Origin of the sequence: Paracoccus onubensis, assembly GCF_003591515.1 — a bacterium.
Taxonomy (GTDB): Bacteria; Pseudomonadota; Alphaproteobacteria; order Rhodobacterales; family Rhodobacteraceae; genus Paracoccus; species Paracoccus onubensis.
The window spans coordinates 295,417-311,788 of record NZ_QZCG01000002.1 but is presented as its reverse complement, the minus strand read 5'-3'; the positions used below and the strand labels follow the sequence as shown (position 1 = coordinate 311,788).

The 16,372-nt window shown below is 59.8% G+C and carries 16 protein-coding genes and 1 tRNA gene; 7 read left to right on the top strand and 10 right to left on the bottom strand.

What is annotated here, in order from left to right; translation table 11 throughout:
• Positions 1 to 58 precede the first annotated feature (58 nt).
• The 3 genes from yidD to rpmH form a co-directional block, all read right to left on the bottom strand.
• A complete protein-coding gene (gene yidD, locus D3P04_RS04090; protein WP_119746204.1) occupies positions 59 to 319 on the bottom strand; it encodes a membrane protein insertion efficiency factor YidD in 261 nt (86 codons plus the stop codon).
• The gene (gene rnpA / locus D3P04_RS04085; protein ID WP_182912722.1) at positions 316 to 687 is read right to left on the bottom strand and encodes a ribonuclease P protein component; all 372 of its coding nucleotides are present in this window, start codon (positions 685 to 687) and stop codon (positions 316 to 318) included. Before rnpA ends, yidD begins: the two co-directional genes overlap by 4 nt.
• A gap of 94 nt (positions 688 to 781) precedes the next feature.
• Positions 782 to 916, bottom strand: a complete 135-nt coding sequence (gene rpmH / locus D3P04_RS04080; RefSeq protein ID WP_028725980.1) for a 50S ribosomal protein L34 — start codon at positions 914 to 916, stop codon at positions 782 to 784.
• Positions 917 to 1,172: 256 nt separating this feature from the next.
• Between rpmH and D3P04_RS04075 the strand changes: the two genes are divergently transcribed.
• Both D3P04_RS04075 and D3P04_RS04070 read left to right on the top strand, forming a co-directional pair.
• Positions 1,173 to 2,594, top strand: coding sequence for a sensor histidine kinase (locus D3P04_RS04075; protein WP_119746200.1), 1,422 nt, complete (start codon positions 1,173 to 1,175; stop codon positions 2,592 to 2,594).
• A 73-nt stretch (positions 2,595 to 2,667) separates the two neighbouring features.
• Positions 2,668 to 2,744 (top strand) — tRNA-Arg (locus D3P04_RS04070).
• 133 nt (positions 2,745 to 2,877) lie between these two features.
• Here the strand turns inward: D3P04_RS04070 and D3P04_RS04065 are convergent.
• The 3 genes from D3P04_RS04065 to D3P04_RS04055 form a co-directional block, all read right to left on the bottom strand.
• Positions 2,878 to 4,197: an MFS transporter gene (locus tag D3P04_RS04065; RefSeq protein WP_119746198.1), complete on the bottom strand. Its 1,320-nt coding sequence runs from the start codon at positions 4,195 to 4,197 to the stop codon at positions 2,878 to 2,880.
• A 7-nt stretch (positions 4,198 to 4,204) separates the two neighbouring features.
• Entirely contained in the window at positions 4,205 to 4,465 is a 261-nt protein-coding gene (locus D3P04_RS04060; protein WP_119746196.1) for a metal-sensing transcriptional repressor, read from the bottom strand.
• A 336-nt stretch (positions 4,466 to 4,801) separates the two neighbouring features.
• The gene (locus D3P04_RS04055) at positions 4,802 to 5,614 is read right to left on the bottom strand and encodes an aminoglycoside phosphotransferase family protein (RefSeq protein WP_119746194.1); all 813 of its coding nucleotides are present in this window, start codon (positions 5,612 to 5,614) and stop codon (positions 4,802 to 4,804) included.
• Between the two features lie 267 nt (positions 5,615 to 5,881).
• On the opposite strand from D3P04_RS04055, the gene D3P04_RS04050 reads away from it, so the two are divergent.
• The gene (locus D3P04_RS04050; RefSeq protein ID WP_119746192.1) at positions 5,882 to 7,765 is read left to right on the top strand and encodes an acyl-CoA synthetase; all 1,884 of its coding nucleotides are present in this window, start codon (positions 5,882 to 5,884) and stop codon (positions 7,763 to 7,765) included.
• A gap of 152 nt (positions 7,766 to 7,917) precedes the next feature.
• Here D3P04_RS04050 and D3P04_RS04045 read toward each other — a convergent pair whose 3' ends face one another.
• Positions 7,918 to 9,051: a GNAT family N-acetyltransferase gene (locus D3P04_RS04045; RefSeq protein WP_119746190.1), complete on the bottom strand. Its 1,134-nt coding sequence runs from the start codon at positions 9,049 to 9,051 to the stop codon at positions 7,918 to 7,920.
• A 178-nt stretch (positions 9,052 to 9,229) separates the two neighbouring features.
• On the opposite strand from D3P04_RS04045, the gene D3P04_RS04040 reads away from it, so the two are divergent.
• Both D3P04_RS04040 and D3P04_RS04035 read left to right on the top strand, forming a co-directional pair.
• Complete coding sequence (locus D3P04_RS04040; RefSeq protein WP_232844875.1) at positions 9,230 to 10,138, top strand: DMT family transporter; 909 nt, start codon at positions 9,230 to 9,232, stop codon at positions 10,136 to 10,138.
• 104 nt (positions 10,139 to 10,242) lie between these two features.
• Complete coding sequence (locus tag D3P04_RS04035; protein WP_119746188.1) at positions 10,243 to 10,740, top strand: DUF2569 domain-containing protein; 498 nt, start codon at positions 10,243 to 10,245, stop codon at positions 10,738 to 10,740.
• 9 nt (positions 10,741 to 10,749) lie between these two features.
• Here the strand turns inward: D3P04_RS04035 and D3P04_RS04030 are convergent, their stop codons facing one another.
• Positions 10,750 to 11,577 (bottom strand): bifunctional allantoicase/(S)-ureidoglycine aminohydrolase, encoded by an 828-nt coding sequence (locus D3P04_RS04030; RefSeq protein ID WP_408634354.1) that lies wholly within the window; start codon positions 11,575 to 11,577, stop codon positions 10,750 to 10,752.
• 59 nt (positions 11,578 to 11,636) lie between these two features.
• Positions 11,637 to 13,040 carry an allantoinase PuuE gene (puuE, locus tag D3P04_RS04025; RefSeq protein WP_119746184.1) on the bottom strand — a complete coding sequence of 468 codons (1,404 nt, stop codon included), beginning with the start codon at positions 13,038 to 13,040 and terminating at the stop codon, positions 11,637 to 11,639.
• A gap of 220 nt (positions 13,041 to 13,260) precedes the next feature.
• Between puuE and D3P04_RS04020 the strand changes: the two genes are divergently transcribed.
• Positions 13,261 to 14,562: an NCS2 family permease gene (locus tag D3P04_RS04020; RefSeq protein WP_119746182.1), complete on the top strand. Its 1,302-nt coding sequence runs from the start codon at positions 13,261 to 13,263 to the stop codon at positions 14,560 to 14,562.
• A gap of 38 nt (positions 14,563 to 14,600) precedes the next feature.
• On the opposite strand, the gene D3P04_RS04015 is transcribed toward D3P04_RS04020, so the two are convergent.
• A complete protein-coding gene (locus tag D3P04_RS04015; RefSeq protein WP_119746180.1) occupies positions 14,601 to 14,930 on the bottom strand; it encodes a TfoX/Sxy family protein in 330 nt (109 codons plus the stop codon).
• A gap of 60 nt (positions 14,931 to 14,990) precedes the next feature.
• Between D3P04_RS04015 and miaB the strand changes: the two genes are divergently transcribed.
• Positions 14,991 to 16,343 carry a tRNA (N6-isopentenyl adenosine(37)-C2)-methylthiotransferase MiaB gene (gene miaB, locus D3P04_RS04010; RefSeq protein ID WP_119746178.1) on the top strand — a complete coding sequence of 451 codons (1,353 nt, stop codon included), beginning with the start codon at positions 14,991 to 14,993 and terminating at the stop codon, positions 16,341 to 16,343.
• Positions 16,344 to 16,372 lie beyond the last annotated feature (29 nt).

Genomic DNA, 16,372 nt, shown 5'->3' with positions numbered 1-16,372 from the left:
GCTGTTCCCATGATCGCACGGTATCGGCAATTCCGGCCCGGTAGAATATCGCATGCAATTAATCGCGGTGCTTTTCCTCATCATCGCAATCCGAACCGCATTGCGGAACGGGATCGAAGCCCTGCCCTCCCCAGGGATGACACCGCGCAATGCGCCGCAGGGTCAGCCATCCGCCTCGAAACGCGCCGTGACGCTGAAGCGCTTCAAGCGCATAGGCAGAGCAAGTGGGCTGGAAGCGGCAGCCATGCCCCACCCAAGGTGACCCGATCAGTCGATAAGCCCGGACCGGCAGGGCAAAAAGATGCGCTAGCGGGCTCATTTATGCACCTTGCGCAATGCCCGGGTCAAATCGGCGCAAAGCGAGGCAAATTCGCGGCTGACCGTGGTTTCAGGGCGGCCAATCAACACATAATCCCAACCTTGCCGGGCAGCGCCGGTCAGGATGTGCCGCGCAACCTCGCGCAGCCGGCGCTTCGCCCTGTTCCGCGTAACGGCGTTGCCGATCTTTTTCGAGCAGGTAAAACCGACCCGCGCCGGCGCGCCATCACCGCGATCCCGCGCCTGTAGAAGAAAACCCGGCATCGCTTGACGGCGTGCACGCGCTGCGGCCAGAAAATCAGCACGTTTCCGGATGATCTCAGGCATCCTGCACTGATGCGGATTGTTATCCATGCGAAAAGCCGCCATGCCATCATCCGGGGACCGAGTATTGGTACAAGGATGGGGCAAAGGCGGCATGTTCGGGCCTTTTACCGGCAGGGCCAAAGCCCTCCGGAATGGATCAGGCCGAAAGACGCTTGCGGCCTTTGGCACGGCGGGCATTCAGCACACGGCGGCCACCTTTGGTGGCCATGCGGGCGCGAAAGCCGTGACGGCGCGCACGAACAAGGTTCGACGGTTGAAAAGTGCGCTTCATATTCCTGTCTCCGGGTCGTAGCTTGCGGTTGGCGGCAGACGACAAGGCAGCCTGAAAGCACCGCCCCGCACGATAACCGCCGGTTGTTTGAAGCCCGCTGGATAGTGCAAGCCGGTTACTGCGTCAACCGTTGAAATGCCTGCGGCAGCTTGACGCAACGAGATCCGGGAACTCTGACCCTGCCTGTTTCGTTCGATATGTTAAAATCGCGTTCGCGTGATTACATAGCAGCCGAAGCGCACAGAACCGAGAGAAGATGAAACTGAATACCATCTCTGGCCGATTCGCTGCATTGACGATCATCTTCGTCATACTGGCAGAAATATTCATTCTTTTGCCAGCATTGTCGAATTATCGCCTGGATTACCTTGAATCGCGCCTGGAACGCGCCCAGATCGCCAGCCTTGCGCTGTTGGCGACGGATGACGCCCTGGCGAGTGACCTGGAATCCGAGCTTTTGCAGAATGCCGGGGTCTTCAACGTGGTCCTGCGGCGTGACGATATCCGGCAGCTTGTGCTTTCGTCACCGATACCGGGGCCTGTTATCGAAACCTATGATCTGCGTGAGACCCGTCCCTGGCAGTCTATCACGGATGCAATGGGAACGCTGGCCGAAAGCAAGGATCAGGTGATTCGCGTTATCGGCGCGCCGGTCAATCAGGCCGGGCAGTTGATCGAGATCACCATGCAGACCGCTCCGCTGCGAAGCGGAATGATCGATTTCGGTCTGCGCATTCTGGTGACATCCGCCGCTTTCTCCATTCTGACGGCTATCCTGCTGAACCTTGCCGCGCAGCGCCTGATTCTGGTTCCCATCCGCCGCGTCATCAGCAACCTGTCCGCCTATGCCGAAGCGCCGGACGATCCGCGCCATATCATTACCCCGGACGCGCGGCTTGTCGAATTGCGTAATGCCGAAATCGCGCTTGAGGCGATGCAGAAGACCGTCACTTCTTCGCTGAAGCAAAAGGAGCGTCTGGCGCAGCTTGGACAGGCGGTTGCCAAAATCAGCCACGACCTGCGCAATATTCTGACCACCGCACAGATTTTTGCCGACCGGCTGGAAGACAGCGCCGATCCCAAGGTCAGGCGGGCGGCGCCGAAACTGCTCAACTCGATTGCCCGCGCCGTGACGCTGTGCGAAACCACCCTCGCCTTCGGCAAGGCGGAAGAGCCTGCGCCATCCCTGTCGCGGTTCAATCTGGCCCAGCTTGCCGGCGAGGTCATCGAAGCGGAAACGCTGGCCGCCCCGGAGCCGGGGCTGGTCGAATATCTGACGGATATCCCGGCAAGCCTGATGATTCGGGCAGATCGCGATCAACTGTACCGGGTACTCAGCAATCTGACGAGAAATGCCCGGCAGGCGCTTGAGGGAACCGGGCAACCCGGCCTGATCGAGATCGGCGCGGGTGAAAGTGACAGCGAATGGTGGATTCGCATTGGCGACGATGGCCCCGGTCTGCCCGACAAGGCCCGGGAATATCTGTTTCAGCCATTCACCAGCAGCGTACGCAAAGGCGGAACCGGCCTCGGCATGGCGATCGCGGCGGATCTGGTGCGCAGTCACGGCGGGCGGCTGGAACTCCTGCGCAGCGACGCGGAAGGCAGCGAATTCATGATACGCATCCCCCGCGAGGTGAATGCCCCGCTCCTGTCGCGGCCGGAAACGGCACGCTGATCATTTACCAAATTTTTCTTGTCATTCCCCCTTGCGCATCCAAAGCCACATCGTTAGATCACCCCCCTACAGTGGACCCGTAGCTCAGCTGGATAGAGCACCAGACTACGAATCTGGGGGTCGGGCGTTCGAATCGTCCCGGGTCCGCCAATCATCTTATGATCGTCTGTCAGACATTTCTGGTTTTCCATCAGATTTCCGACCCATTTGGCATGTTAGCCATGGTCCACGCTATCGACGTGAAGAGCCCTTTACGGTCATCCGCTTCAACTTTACTCGATCGTCAAAATTGGTTCGCCCAACGCGGATGGAGGTCGTCGATCACAAGCTCATGGCTATGTATCCGGCACCCTTTCAGATGCGGGTGATCCAGCGGCAGATTCTCATGGGTATGTTCGATCTCCGCACCCTCCTTGGCGGGCCATAGTGCAAGGCTGATCGCGATACCAATCCCGGAAAGGCCGGCAAGTGCCAACAGAGCCGGGATTATACCGAACTGCGTCATCAGCCAGCCCGAGAGCGGGTAGGTAATCAGCCAACAGGCATGGCTCAGGGCGAATTGCGCAGCGAAGAGCGCTGGCCGATCCTCCGGGTGGGCAGAGCGGCGCAGCAGGCGGCCCGAGGGCGTAAGCACCGATGAATAGCCGAGACCGATGAAAAACCATGCAGTGAGAAGCATGTTCCAATGCAATCCCGTGGCCGCTGTTATTCCGGCAAGGCCAAGCAGGGTGACAACCATCAGTGCCGCGCCTCCGAGCATGACGGGACGGTCCGGAATTCTGTCCAGCAAGCGGGGTAGCAAGAGCGCGGCCATCATGGAGCCCGCTCCGAAGGCAAACATTGTCCAGGCAAGAGCGCTGTCAGAGAGGCTCAGAAATCCTCGCACGGCGACCACGGAATTGACCAGCACCATGGCCCCCGCCGCCGATACTGCGAGGTTGAGTGCCAGAAGGCCGCGCAGACGTGGGGTTGCCAGGTAAATGCGGATTCCACGTGTGGTCCTATCATAAATCCCGCGTGGCTTGGGTGCTTTCGGGCTTGGCAGCAGCACAGAGAGAACGAGCAGCGCAGAACCGAGGAACCCTGCGACCGTGCCCAGAAACAACGTGTTGTAGCTCATCACCGCCAGCAAGAGCGCCGCGAGAGTCGGGCTGGCGATGTTTTCCAGATCGTAGGCCAATCGCGAAAGCGACAGCGCACGGGTATAGCGGGTCTCCTCGGGAAGCACGTCCGGGATTGTTGCCTGGAAGGTCGGCGTGAATCCCGCCGAGGCCGATTGCAGCAAGAAGATCAGCACATAGACCTGCCAGATTTCGGTTACGAAAGGCAGTGCCAGCGCTGATGCTGCCCGCACGAGATCAAGTGAAACAAGAAGGCCACGACGGTTTACCCGTTCGGCGAAGGCGCCCGCAATTGGCGCGATCCCGACATAGGCGACCATCTTGATGGTGAACACGGTTCCCAACACCATCGCGGCCCCATCTCCGGCCAAGTCATAAGCCAGCAAGCCAAGCGCGACGGTTGCGAGACCGGTGCCCAGAAGTGCCACAATTTGGGCCAGGAAGAGGTGTCGATACGTGCGGTCGGCGAGGATATCCAGCATGGCGACCTCAGAGATAGCGAGCGATTGCCTTCAGTTCGACCCGGTCCTGTTCGGAACCCTCCGCATCCAGGCAATGGTCCATATGATCGTGGATCAACGTCTGCTTCGCGTTCCTGATCGCACTTTCGACGGCCTGAAGCTGCTGCGCAATATCGAGACAAGGGCGTTCCGCTTCGATCATCCCAATCACCGAGCGCAGATGTCCCTCGGCGCGTTTCAGCCGGGCAACGAGCTTGGGGTGAGTTGTATGGCGATGCTGATTGGTCATATGAATAGATTATCCTCCCCGGGAGGATAATGCAACAGGGCCTTAGGCGCGCCTTACGAAGGATTGAATATAGCTTGAGCCGCAAAGATTCTGCGGATGCTCACTCTCCCACGAATGACCGGTTTGTCCGCATAGCAGACACGCGGCATCCGTCCCAGTGGGTCAGTTTTAGCTGGCCGATGGAGTGGAAATGCCTGACGGTTCCGCCCGACAAGCACAACAATACCTCGTTCCGTAAGTCAAAAATCTCTGACATCTGACACTTATTGCCGTAATCGATGCGAAGAGCCCATTACCGCCAGCTGTCTTCGCAGGCATGTCGCGTTCCTTTGCAAATTATCGATCAAGCTCTGCAGCCGCCAATTCCGCGACATCCAGATCGATCTTTGCCATGGGATCATCATCGTTCAGGTACCAGGCGGCGGACAATCCGGTCCATGCAAGGATCCATTGCAGCAGGCGCAGCCGGTCCAGCCTTGCCGCTTCGGCAACCACGTTCAGGCGGCGGGCGAAGCAGCCCGGTTCACGCGCGACGGGACGGCAAGGATCACTCAGGTCTGGATTGGTGAAGATGTTCGCGAAGTCGAAACCGCGCTCGCCAAACAGGCCGTGGGGATCAATGGCAAGCCAGCCACGCGCCCCGAAATCAAGCACATTGTCATGGTGCAGATCGCCGTGAAGAACCCCGCACTCGCGCGGCTCGGCAAGCAGCGATCGGGCGGTTTCCGCACAGCGAGCAAGGATCCCGCCATATTTCACGGCGGCAGGTTCAAGGTCGCGGAACCAGTATTCCAAAGACACCAGATCGGGAAGAACCCCGGAACGGGTGGTATGTAGCCCTGCGGCGGTCGCGCATAGAATGCGGCAGGCTTCGTCATCATATCCGGTGCGGGCCATATCTGCCAAGGATCGCGTCCCGTTGGCCCGCTCCATAAGCAGGGCCGCGTGGTCCCTTGCAAGGATCTTAACCGCGCCTTCCCCACCCCACCATTCCAACAGGATGGCACCGCGCTGAGCGTCCTCGTTGGAGGTCAGTTTGAGCATGGCTGGCTTGTCGCGCCACAGCACCGGAAGCAAATCAGCGGACGGGGTAACGATTGGCTTTCCGTCGCGAACAAGGTTCCAATGAAACAGATAGGGTTCGAACATGGGAATTCTCCAGCCCCGGTGATCAAGGGCAATTGCCTTCCTGAAGGGGCAATCTCATAAAACGCCCGGCTGCGCAAACCGGCGCGCTGCGCCCTTCGGCATCGACGAAAATCGCCCCTAGGCGTGACAGATGACTGGTTTCCCGGGATTTGACGTGGCGTTCCGATGGGGTCTTCCGAGTAAACCCTTGCCGATGATCATCGGTTTATCCCATTCTGACAATCAATGAGCAAAGCCCCCCAGTGGGCTTTGAAGGAGGGGAAAACGATGGGCCGATTCAGCAGCTATGAAGACCGCGACCGTGTCGAAGCCGAAATGCCGTTCGACAGACGGGATCTGCCTGTAACATTATACGGGTTTCTGAAAGACACCGCACATCGTTTTCCATCCCGTCCCGCCCTCAGCTTTCAGCTTCTTTCGGGCGCCAATGATCACGCCACGACGCTGAGCTGGCGCGAGTTTCTCACCCGCGTCACCCAGACCGCGAATCTGTTCCGCAGCCTGGGCGTCGGGCCGGGTGACACGGTCGCCTATCTTCTGCCGAACAGTACCGAGACACCGGTGATCCTGGTGGCCGGGGCGACGGCGGGGATCGTCAATCCGATCAATCCGCTTCTCGATCCCGAGCAGATTGCCGGTATCCTGCGGGAAACCAATGCCAAGGTGCTGGTTACGCTGAAAGCCTTCCCCAAGACCGACATCGCCCAGAAAGCCGCCGAGGCGGTCGCGCAGGCGCCGAATATCACTCATGTCCTCGAGGTGGATCTGAACCGGCATCTGACCGGGCTGAAACGCTTTATCGTCCCCTTGATCCGACCAAAGGTCACGGCCGTCCACAAAGCGCAGATTCTGGATTTCAATGAAGCAGCCAACAAGCAGGACGGCACCGCCTTGCGTTTCGAGGATGTTCAGCAGGACCGGGTCGCCGCCTATTTTCATACCGGTGGCACCACCGGCATGCCCAAGCTGGCGCAGCATAAATATTCCGGCATGATCTATAACGGCTGGCTGGGCGGCACGCTGTTATTCGATGAAACCGATGTGCTGATGTGCCCGCTGCCGATGTTCCATGTCTTCGCCGCCTATCCGGTCCTGATGTCCTGCATCGCCTCTGGTGCGCATGTGGTCATGCCGACGCCGGCGGGGTATCGTGGCGAGGGCGTGTTCGACAATTTCTGGAAACTGATCGAACGCTGGCATTGCACCTTCCTGATCACCGTGCCAACGGCCATTTCGGCCCTAATGCAGCGCAAGGTGGATGCAGATGTCTCGTCCCTGAAAACCGCGATCTCGGGTTCTGCCCCGTTGCCGCTGGAGCTTTATAACCGCTTCCGGCAGGCCACCGGGGTCGAGATCGCCGAAGGTTACGGGCTGACCGAGGCGACCTGTCTGGTCAGTTGCAATCCCGTGGATGGGCTGAAGAAGGTCGGCTCTGTCGGGATTCCCCTGCCCTATACCCATGTCCGCATCCTGAACCATGACGATGCGGGCAATGTGCATGAATGCGCCACTGACGAGGTGGGCGAGATCTGCATCGCCAATCCCGGCGTCATCCCCGGCTCGACCTATACCGAGGCCGACAAGAACCACGGGCTCTTCACCGAGGATATCTATCTGCGCACCGGCGATCTGGGGCGGATCGATCCGGATGGTTATCTGTGGATCACCGGACGGGCCAAGGACCTGATCATTCGCGGCGGGCATAACATCGACCCGGCCGAGTTGGAGGACGGATTGCTAAGCCATCCCGATGTTGCCTTTGCCGGTGCGATCGGCCAGCCCGACAGTTTCGCGGGTGAGCTGCCATGCGCCTATGTCGAACTGGTTTCCGGCAGCACGGTAACGGTCGAGGAACTCATGCAACATGCGCGCACACATATCCACGAACGTGCCGCGATCCCGAAATATATCGAAATCCTGCCTGAACTTCCCAAGACGGCGGTCGGAAAGATCTTCAAGCCCGACCTCAGGAAACTTGCGATCATCCGGATCTATAACGAAGTTCTGGACGGCACCGGAGCCAGCGTTGCCGAAGTGATCGACGACAAGAAGCGCGGCCTCGTCGCACGCCTGAAGCGCGGCGATACCGTGGATGAGGCCGAAGTGGCGCGGCGCCTTGGCGAGCATACACGGCCTTGGGAATGGGTATGAATCCAATCGGGTGAAGTCAGGGCGCTGCCCCGGATCCTCCGGATATGGGGGTGAAGAAGAAAAGGCGCAATATGGCTGACCACCGGGAGGAAGAGCCCGATAGCCACCAGATCACACCCATTCGGCGATATTTTCGGTCAGAACGGCACCCGCTAGCCGTTCTTCCGGAATGGCCCCCAATCCGTCAGCAATTCGATTTCTTCACCCATCGCTTCGCGCTCCTGATCGAGATAGCTGGCCACTGCACGCAGAAAGCCTTCCTCGCGCAGCCAGTGCAATGAATGGATTTCGGCGGGAAGATAGCCCCGCGCCAGCTTATGCTCGCCTTGCGCCCCTGCCTCGACGCGGGCGAGGCCATGCTGGATCGCGTAGTCGATGGCCTGATGATAACACAGTTCGAAATGCAGGAAGGCGTGATCCTCGACACAGCCCCAGTAGCGGCCGTAAATCGCGTCGGGACCGATGAAGTTCAGTGCCCCGGCAATAGGTTCTCCGTCCCGCTCGGCAAGAACAAGCAGCACATCGTCCCGCATGCTGTCCTGGATATGATCGAAAAAGGCACGGGTCAGATAGGGCTCCCCCCATTTGCGGCTGCCCGTGTCCTGATAGAAGTTCCAGAAAGCATCCCAGTGGCGCGGTTCAAGCCGATCCCCGGTCAGTTGGACGATATCTCCGCCGAATGCCTGCGCCCGTGCCCGTTCCTTGCGGATCGCTTTTCGCTTCCGCGATGACAGCTCCGCCAGAAACGCGTCAAAACTGGCATAGCCGCGATTGAACCAGTGAAACTGCTGGGTGACGCGTGGCAGATAGCCTGCAGTTTCCCCCAAGGCCACCTCATCCTCGTCGCAGAAGGTTACGTGCACGCCGGAACATCCCGCGCGCTCTGCAATCTGCATCATGCCCGCCAGAAGCGCCCGCTTCACCTCGGGATCAGGGGACAGCAGGCGCGGACCGCTGACCGGAGTAAAGGGGCTGGCGCATTGCAGCTTGGGATAATATCGCCCGCCCGCGCGCATATAGGCCTGTGCCCATGCGTGGTCGAAGATATATTCGCCCTGGCTATGCGACTTTGCGTAAAGAGGCGCAGCCCCGACAATCTCACCCGCGCATTCGACGGTCAGATGCAAAGGCTGCCAGCCTGTGCCGGGCCCGACGGAGCCCGAACGCTCAAGAGCGTCGAGGAATCGATGCGTCGTAAACGGGTTGCTTCCGCCCAGCCGATCCCAGGTTTCAGCCGGGATTTCGGCAATAGCGGCATGGGTGGTCAGGGTGAACGATGTGCTCATGCCGGAAATCTATGTCGTCGCGTGGCGAATGTCAGTGCCTGAGCGACAAAACAAATCGCGCCGCGCCAAATAAGGGCTTCGGCATATCCGCCACAACATGCGCCCCGACATCGCGACGCAGCAGAAGAGCGCATAAATTTACCTTGCAATTCCTGTCGAAAACGCAAAGTTGCAGATCATGCAAATCGACCTTGAAACACGCCGGGATGCGATCGGCATTGGCTGGATGCTGTTGACCGGTTTTTGTTTCGTCGCCGTCAATACCATCGTGCGCGGTCTGGAGGGCGCGCTGCCCGCACCTCAGGCGGCATTCATCCGTTTCGTCTATGGTACGGCTTTCCTGCTTCCCGCGCTGTTACCCGCCCTGAGGCAGGGATTTTCCGCCAGCCTCTGGCGGCTTTTCGCCTTGCGGGGTCTATTGCATGTCCTGGCGGTGATCGCGTGGTTTTATGCCATGGCGCGGATAACCGTCGCAGAAGTAACCGCAATCGGCTTTCTCAACCCGATCATGGTGACTGTCGGCGCGGCGCTTTTCCTGGGCGAAAAACTCGCGATCCGTCGCATTGCCGCCATCGGCGTCGCCTTGCTGGGTGCGGTCATCGTGCTGCGTCCGGGAATTCGCGAGCTGGATCCCGGGCATCTGTCGCAACTGGGCGCCGCCGTGATGTTCGGTGGCTCTTATCTGCTGGCCAAACGCCTGACGGACATGATCTCTCCGGTGGCGGTTGTGGCGATGTTGTCACTGACCTGCATGATCGGGCTTATTCCGCTGACAATCATCGTCTGGGTGCCGCCGACATTCGGCCAGCTTGGCTGGCTGGGGCTGGTTGCCCTGTTCGGGACATGCGGGCATTACACCATGACCCGCGCTTTCGCCGCCGCACCGATGACCGTGACGCAGCCGGTGACCTTCCTGCAACTGATCTGGGCAAGCATGGTCGGTGTGTTCATCTTCCATGAACCGCTGGACGAATGGGTCATTCTGGGCGGCGGACTGATGATCGGCGCCATCACCTATATCACTTGGCGCGAGGCCCGGATACGCGCAAGAACGAAGACACCCCCGGTCAACGCGACCAAGGGATAGCGTCGATCCTGCCGGATTTTCTAACCAGAATCCGTAAAGATATTTACCATCCGTCAAATAATCTGGAATATTCCCGATAAAGATCACGAGCGCGAGGTTATCTCATGCCCCCGACATACGATCCGAACGGCCCCTCGGGTATCGGAGGATGGCTGATATTGCCGCTTCTGGGTCTTGTTGCGGCAGCGGCGTCGACCGGCTTCAATCTGTTTCAGGCATTCATGCAATGGGACAGTATCGGCGCGATCATCCAGGGTAACGAGCCGTCACTCTTGTATTTGCGCCTGCCCGTGATCGCTTCGCTTGCGATCGGGCTCCTGGCATTCGCGCTGGCACTATATTGCCTTTATCTCATGCTGACCCGCTCTTCACGGACACCCAACTGGATGATCGGCTATTACCTGTTCGGGGTGGTGGTTGCCGTGGTGGAATATCTCGCAACCCGCGCGATCACACCGTCAGAGGCTTCGGCCATGATTTACAGCCTGTCTGGCGCGGTAATCGGGTTATTCATCTGGATTCCCTATTTCCGCGTCTCGAAACGGGTTGCCAACACGTTCAGGCAACCCGATGCCGATGAAACCCGGCAGATTTTCACCTGAACGCGTCTTTCAGCGGTTCCGCCAGAGGGCGGCGTGGCGGTTGACGTCCTTGTACAGAAGATAGCGGAACCGGCCCGGCCCGCCCGCATAGCAGGCCTGTGGGCAGAAGGCGCGCAGCCACATGAAATCACCCGGGCCGACCTCGGCCCAGTCGCGGTTCAGGCGATAGACGGCCTTGCCCTCCAGCACGAACAGGCCATGTTCCATCACATGGGTCTCGGCGAAGGGGATCGAGCCGCCGGGCTGCAGCGTGACGACGGTGATATGCATGTCATGGCGCAGATCGGCCGGATCCATGAACCGCGTCGTGGCCCATGCGCCATCGGTATCGGGCATGGGCGAGGGCGGGATGTCCTGCTCTTGCGCGATGATCGGATCGGGCCGGTCGACGCCCTTGCAGGGCTGCCAGCGTTTGCGCCACCAGTGAAAGCCGGTCTCGCCGGGCGCACGGTTATGCACCTGCCACGGCATGCCCGGAGGGATATAGGCGAAACCGCCGGGCGTCAGCAGGTGATCGGTGCCGTCGATCGTCACGCAGATTTCTCCGCCGGTGACGAACAGCGCGTGCTGCACCTCGGGATCGTCATCGGGCTGATCGCTGCCACCGCCTTCGGCCAGTTCTACGATATACTGGCTGAAGGTTTCGGCAAAACCCGAAAGCGGGCGGGCCAGCACCCACATGCGCATTCCTGTCCAGCCGGGCAGATAGCTGGTGACGATATCGCGCATCACAGAGCGCGGGACGATCGCATAGGCATCGGTGAAAACTGCCGTGTCGGTGGTCAGACCGCTCTGCGGCGGCAGGCCGGCAACCGGTCCGGCATAGGGGGCGGCCAATTGCTCTTGCGGCGATTTTGCCGGATTGCCAGAGGGGGTTCCTTCGAGGGGCAGATCATTCATTTCAGAACTTCCTTCAGCCGTAATTCAGCGATGCGCATGACCTGCCGTTCGGCCTCCACACGCTCATTCGGGGTATCGTTCTCGACCCGCGATGTCATGGCGGCAAGAATGCCCGCCTTGTCGTGATCGCGCACGGCGATGATGAACGGGAAACCATGCTTTCCGGTATATAGCTCGTTCAACCGGGTGAACTCGGAATGCTCGGCATCGGTCAGTGCGTCCAGCCCGGCGCTTGCCTGCTCGGCGGTGCTTTCGGCGGTCAGCCGTTTGGCGGCAGCCAGTTTGCCCGCCAGATCCGGGTGAGCGGTCAGAACACCCAACCGCTCTGAGTCCGAGGCACAGCGGAAAATCTGCGCCATCCTTGCGGCAAGCCCTTCTGCGCTGTCATGGACCGCACCCATCTCGCTGTCCCAGACCCGCTCCGCGATGAAAGGCGAGTGTTCGTAGATGCCGCCGAATGTCTTGACGAAATCCTCACGCTCCATCCGCGAGGGTCGCAGCGTATCGCGATAAGGGTGAACCTCTTTCCAGTGCCGCGCGATATCCAGACGGGTGGCGAACCACACGCCCTCATATGCGCGGGCATGTTCGATGAAGCGGCGCACGGCCTCGGCCCGGGCGGGGCGGCCTGCAAGACGGCAATGCAGCCCGATGGACAGCATCTTCGGCGCCCCCTCACATCCTTCGCGGTAAAGATTGTCGAAAGCGTCGCGCAGATAAAGAAAGAATTCCTCGCCATTGGTGAAGCCGCCATTGGCAAAGCGCATGTCATTGGCGTCCAGCGTATAGGGCACCATCAGTTGCGGGCGGCCATTATGAATATGCCAGAAAGGTAGTTCATCGGCATAGGTATCCGCCAGATACTCAAAACCGCCCTCTTCGCAGCCCAGCGGAACCGTGTTGACCGAAGCACGGCCCTGATAGAAGCCCAGCGGGCGGCTGCCCGTCACTTCGGTATGAATACGGATCGCTTCGGCGATATGCTGTTCCTCGGTTTCGCGGGGCACATCCTTGTATTCGATCCATTTGTAGCCATGGGTCGCCATTTCCCATCCGGCATCCATCATCGCCCGGGCCTGTTCTGGACTACGCTGAAGCGCCGTCGCCACGCCGTAAACAGTGACCGGAATGTCGCGCAGAATACGGTGCAACCGCCAGAATCCCGCGCGGGCGCCGTAATCATAGATCGTCTCCATGTTCCAGTGACGCTGGCCGGGCCATGGCTGTGCGCCCACGATCTCGGACAGGAATCCTTCCGAGGCGGCATCGCCATGCTCGATGCTGTTCTCGCCGCCCTCTTCGTAATTTACCACGATCTGCACGGCGATCTTCGCGCCGCCGGGCCATTGCGGATCCGGAGTTTTTTCGCCATATCCTCGCATGTCGCGGCTGTAGCGCATCTTGCCTGTCCTTCGGTTGCTGCTCCGGCCCCAGCAAACAGCTTCGGCCGCTGCCGGACAAGCGGGCAAAGCCAGAATTCTGTATCAATGAATCGACAAAGATCGCAGGTGGTTTCAATTCATCGTTGAAAGACTTCCGCTTTCCGGCAGATTGTAACGGCAGGCGCCATGCCCTTAAGCAAAGGCATGGCGGCAGAAACGCCGCGCGGAGGGAGAATTCATGGAACGCTACTTCAAGCTGTCAGAACATGGCAGCAATGTCAGGACCGAGGTGATCGCCGGTCTGACCACATTCCTGACGATGGCCTATATCATCTTCGTCAACCCGGACATCCTGTCCTCGACTGGCATGGACAGGAACGCGGTCTTCGTCGCCACCTGCCTTGCGGCCGCACTGGGTGCGGCAATCATGGGGTTACTGGCGAACTGGCCGATCGGCATGGCGCCCGGGATGGGGCTGAACGCCTTCTTCGCCTTTACCGTCGTAGGTGCCATGGGCTTCACATGGCAAGAGGCGCTTGGCGCGGTGTTCATCAGCGGCGTGATCTTTCTGATCCTGACCGTGACGGGTATCCGAAGCTGGCTGATTTCGGGCATTCCGATCTCGATGCGCAGCGGCATCGCGGCGGGCATCGGGCTGTTTCTGGCCATTATCGCCATGAAATCCTCAAATATCATCGTCGCGAATGACGCGACTTTCGTCGCGTTGGGCAATATGACCGAGACCGGGACGCTTCTTGCCATCATCGGTTTCTTCATCATCGCCGCGCTTGATGCCCTGAAAGTGCCCGGCTCGATCCTGATCGGGATTCTTGGTGTCACCGTGGTTGCCATCATCCTGGGTGTGCAGAACTTCGGCGGCATCATGTCCATGCCACCATCCATCGCACCGACCTTCTTTCAGCTGGATCTGATGGGGGCACTCAGCTTCGGCATCTTCCATGTCATCCTCGTCATGATCCTTGTCGAGGTTTTCGATGCCACTGGCACATTGATCGGCGTGGCAAAACGCGCCGGGTTGATGAAAGACGAACCCGCGCATGAGAACAAGAATCTCGGTCGCGCCCTGATGGCGGATTCATCGGCGATTCTGGCCGGTTCCGTGTTGGGGACATCCTCGACCACAGCCTATGTCGAAAGCGCCTCGGGCGTACAGGCAGGCGGCAGAACCGGGCTGACGGCTTTGGTTGTCGCGGTCCTGTTTCTGCTGGCAATGTTCTTCGCGCCGCTGGCTGGATCGGTGCCTGCCTATGCGACGGCTCCGGCATTGCTATACGTGGCAACGCTGATGGTGCGGGAACTGCGTGAGGTCGATTTCGACGATGTGACCGAAGCCGCGCCCGCCGTGTTGACCGCCATCGCGATGCCCTTCACCTATTCGATCGCCAATGGTCTGGCTTTCGGCTTCATCAGCTATGCGGTGCTGAAACTGCTGACGGGCAAGGCGCAGCAGGTGCATCCGGCGACATGGATCGTGGCCGCGCTGTTCGTGATCCGCTTCGCCTTCTTCCCCGAAGGCTGAACACGCAGACGAAAAAGCCGGGGGCGCGCTGCCCCCGGTCATTTGCCGCGCGGCAATCCGATCGCGTCAAGCTCGGCTTCGATGCCCGACAGAACTGTGCCCCGCACATCCTTGACCAAAGCGTCAAATCGTTCTCGCAGCGCAATCTTCTCATCGCCCCGACAATCATTCCACGGCCGTCCCTGCAACCCCATATGCAGTACGTAATAGCCGATGAAATGCGGTCGTTCTCCGTTCGACAGCAAGGCGCGATAGGCCGCATCCGCGCCCATTTCACGCAGATACGCCTCATCCGGCACCCCGGCGGCGATCAGGGCCCGCGCCGTGGCAGGGCCGATATTGGGAACATTGGTCAGATCGCTCGTCATCCATCTTTCCAAAACTTATGATTTCCTGTATCAGCCCCGGAACCTCAAGGACAGCACGGCATGAGTGATAACGCCAGCAAAACCGCCCCGGAAACCGTAACTGCGGCCAAAAAGCTCTTCATCAAGACCTATGGCTGCCAGATGAACGTTTACGACAGCCAACGCATGGCCGAGGCCATGGGCGGCGAAGGTTATGTCCTGACCGAGGATCAGGCCGAGGCCGACATGGTTCTGCTGAATACCTGCCATATCCGGGAAAAGGCGGCAGAGAAGCTTTATTCCGATCTGGGACGGCTGAAACCGCTCAAGGCCGACAAACCGGACCTGAAGATCGGCGTGGCGGGCTGCGTCGCTCAGGCCGAGGGCGAAGAAATCGTGCGCAGGATGCCCATTGTCGATCTGGTCGTCGGACCGCAGACCTATCACCGCCTGCCGCAGATGCTGCGCGGTGAAGCGCCCCGGATCCTCACCGAATTCCCGGAAGAGGATAAATTCGATCATCTGCCGCAAAACCGCGCCACCCGCCGCGCCCCTGCCGCTTTTCTGACTGTGCAGGAAGGCTGCGATAAATTCTGCGCCTTCTGCGTCGTCCCCTATACGCGCGGCGCCGAGGTCAGCCGCCCTGTTCAGCGTATCCTGGGCGAGGCGCGGGATCTGGTGGCGCGCGGCGTGCGCGAGATCACCCTACTGGGCCAGAATGTCAATGGCTGGCACGGCGCGGGCGAAGATGGCCGCGAATGGGGCTTTGGCCGTCTGATCCGGGCTTTGAGCGAAATCGACGGGCTGGACCGTATCCGCTATACGACCAGCCATCCCAATGACATGGCCGATGACCTGATCGAGGCGCATCGTGACGTGCCGCAGCTGATGCCTTATCTGCATCTGCCGGTCCAATCGGGCAGCGACCGCATCCTCAAGGCGATGAACCGCAAGCATACGGCGGTGGAATATCTCCGCCTGATCGAGCGAATCCGCGCCGCGCGCCCCGACATCATGCTGACCAGCGATTTCATCGTCGGCTTCCCCGGCGAAACCGATCAGGATCATGCCGACACAATGCGCCTGATCGAAGAAGTCGGTTTCGGTACCGCCTTCAGCTTTAAATACTCGCCTCGCCCCGGCACCCCCGCCTATGAGCGCGAAGAGATCGACAGCAAAGTCGCAGACGCCCGTTTGCAGGAATTGCAGGCGCTTCTGACCCGGCAACAAAAGGCCGCGCAACAGGATATGATCGGCCGGACGCTTGGTGTCCTGTTCGAGAAACCGGGACGCATCCCCGGTCAGATGATCGGAAAATCCGATTATCTGCATTCGGTCTTTGTGGATACCGCCGAAGTGCAGATCGGCGATCTTGCGCAGGTCCGGATCGTCGAGAGTGCGACCAACTCATTGCGCGGCGAACTGGCGGCCTGAAGCGCCAGGCAATCAGGCATCGCATAAAA

What these genes read in the sequence shown, in the direction of transcription:
- puuE (WP_119746184.1), bottom strand. Translation starts at nt 13,040, where the DNA reads ATGCGCTACAGCCGCGACATGCGAGGATATGGCGAAAAAACTCCGGAT.
- D3P04_RS04055 (WP_119746194.1), bottom strand. Translation starts at nt 5,614, where the DNA reads ATGTTCGAACCCTATCTGTTTCATTGGAACCTTGTTCGCGACGGAAAG.
- rnpA (WP_182912722.1), bottom strand. Translation starts at nt 687, where the DNA reads ATGGCGGCTTTTCGCATGGATAACAATCCGCATCAGTGCAGGATGCCT.
- D3P04_RS04045 (WP_119746190.1), bottom strand. Translation starts at nt 9,051, where the DNA reads ATGAGCACATCGTTCACCCTGACCACCCATGCCGCTATTGCCGAAATC.
- yidD (WP_119746204.1), bottom strand. Translation starts at nt 319, where the DNA reads ATGAGCCCGCTAGCGCATCTTTTTGCCCTGCCGGTCCGGGCTTATCGA.
- D3P04_RS04060 (WP_119746196.1), bottom strand. Translation starts at nt 4,465, where the DNA reads ATGACCAATCAGCATCGCCATACAACTCACCCCAAGCTCGTTGCCCGG.
- D3P04_RS04040 (WP_232844875.1), top strand. Translation starts at nt 9,230, where the DNA reads ATGCAAATCGACCTTGAAACACGCCGGGATGCGATCGGCATTGGCTGG.
- D3P04_RS04075 (WP_119746200.1), top strand. Translation starts at nt 1,173, where the DNA reads ATGAAACTGAATACCATCTCTGGCCGATTCGCTGCATTGACGATCATC.
- D3P04_RS04035 (WP_119746188.1), top strand. Translation starts at nt 10,243, where the DNA reads ATGCCCCCGACATACGATCCGAACGGCCCCTCGGGTATCGGAGGATGG.
- D3P04_RS04050 (WP_119746192.1), top strand. Translation starts at nt 5,882, where the DNA reads ATGGGCCGATTCAGCAGCTATGAAGACCGCGACCGTGTCGAAGCCGAA.
- miaB (WP_119746178.1), top strand. Translation starts at nt 14,991, where the DNA reads ATGAGTGATAACGCCAGCAAAACCGCCCCGGAAACCGTAACTGCGGCC.
- rpmH (WP_028725980.1), bottom strand. Translation starts at nt 916, where the DNA reads ATGAAGCGCACTTTTCAACCGTCGAACCTTGTTCGTGCGCGCCGTCAC.
- D3P04_RS04020 (WP_119746182.1), top strand. Translation starts at nt 13,261, where the DNA reads ATGGAACGCTACTTCAAGCTGTCAGAACATGGCAGCAATGTCAGGACC.
- D3P04_RS04015 (WP_119746180.1), bottom strand. Translation starts at nt 14,930, where the DNA reads ATGACGAGCGATCTGACCAATGTTCCCAATATCGGCCCTGCCACGGCG.
- D3P04_RS04065 (WP_119746198.1), bottom strand. Translation starts at nt 4,197, where the DNA reads ATGCTGGATATCCTCGCCGACCGCACGTATCGACACCTCTTCCTGGCC.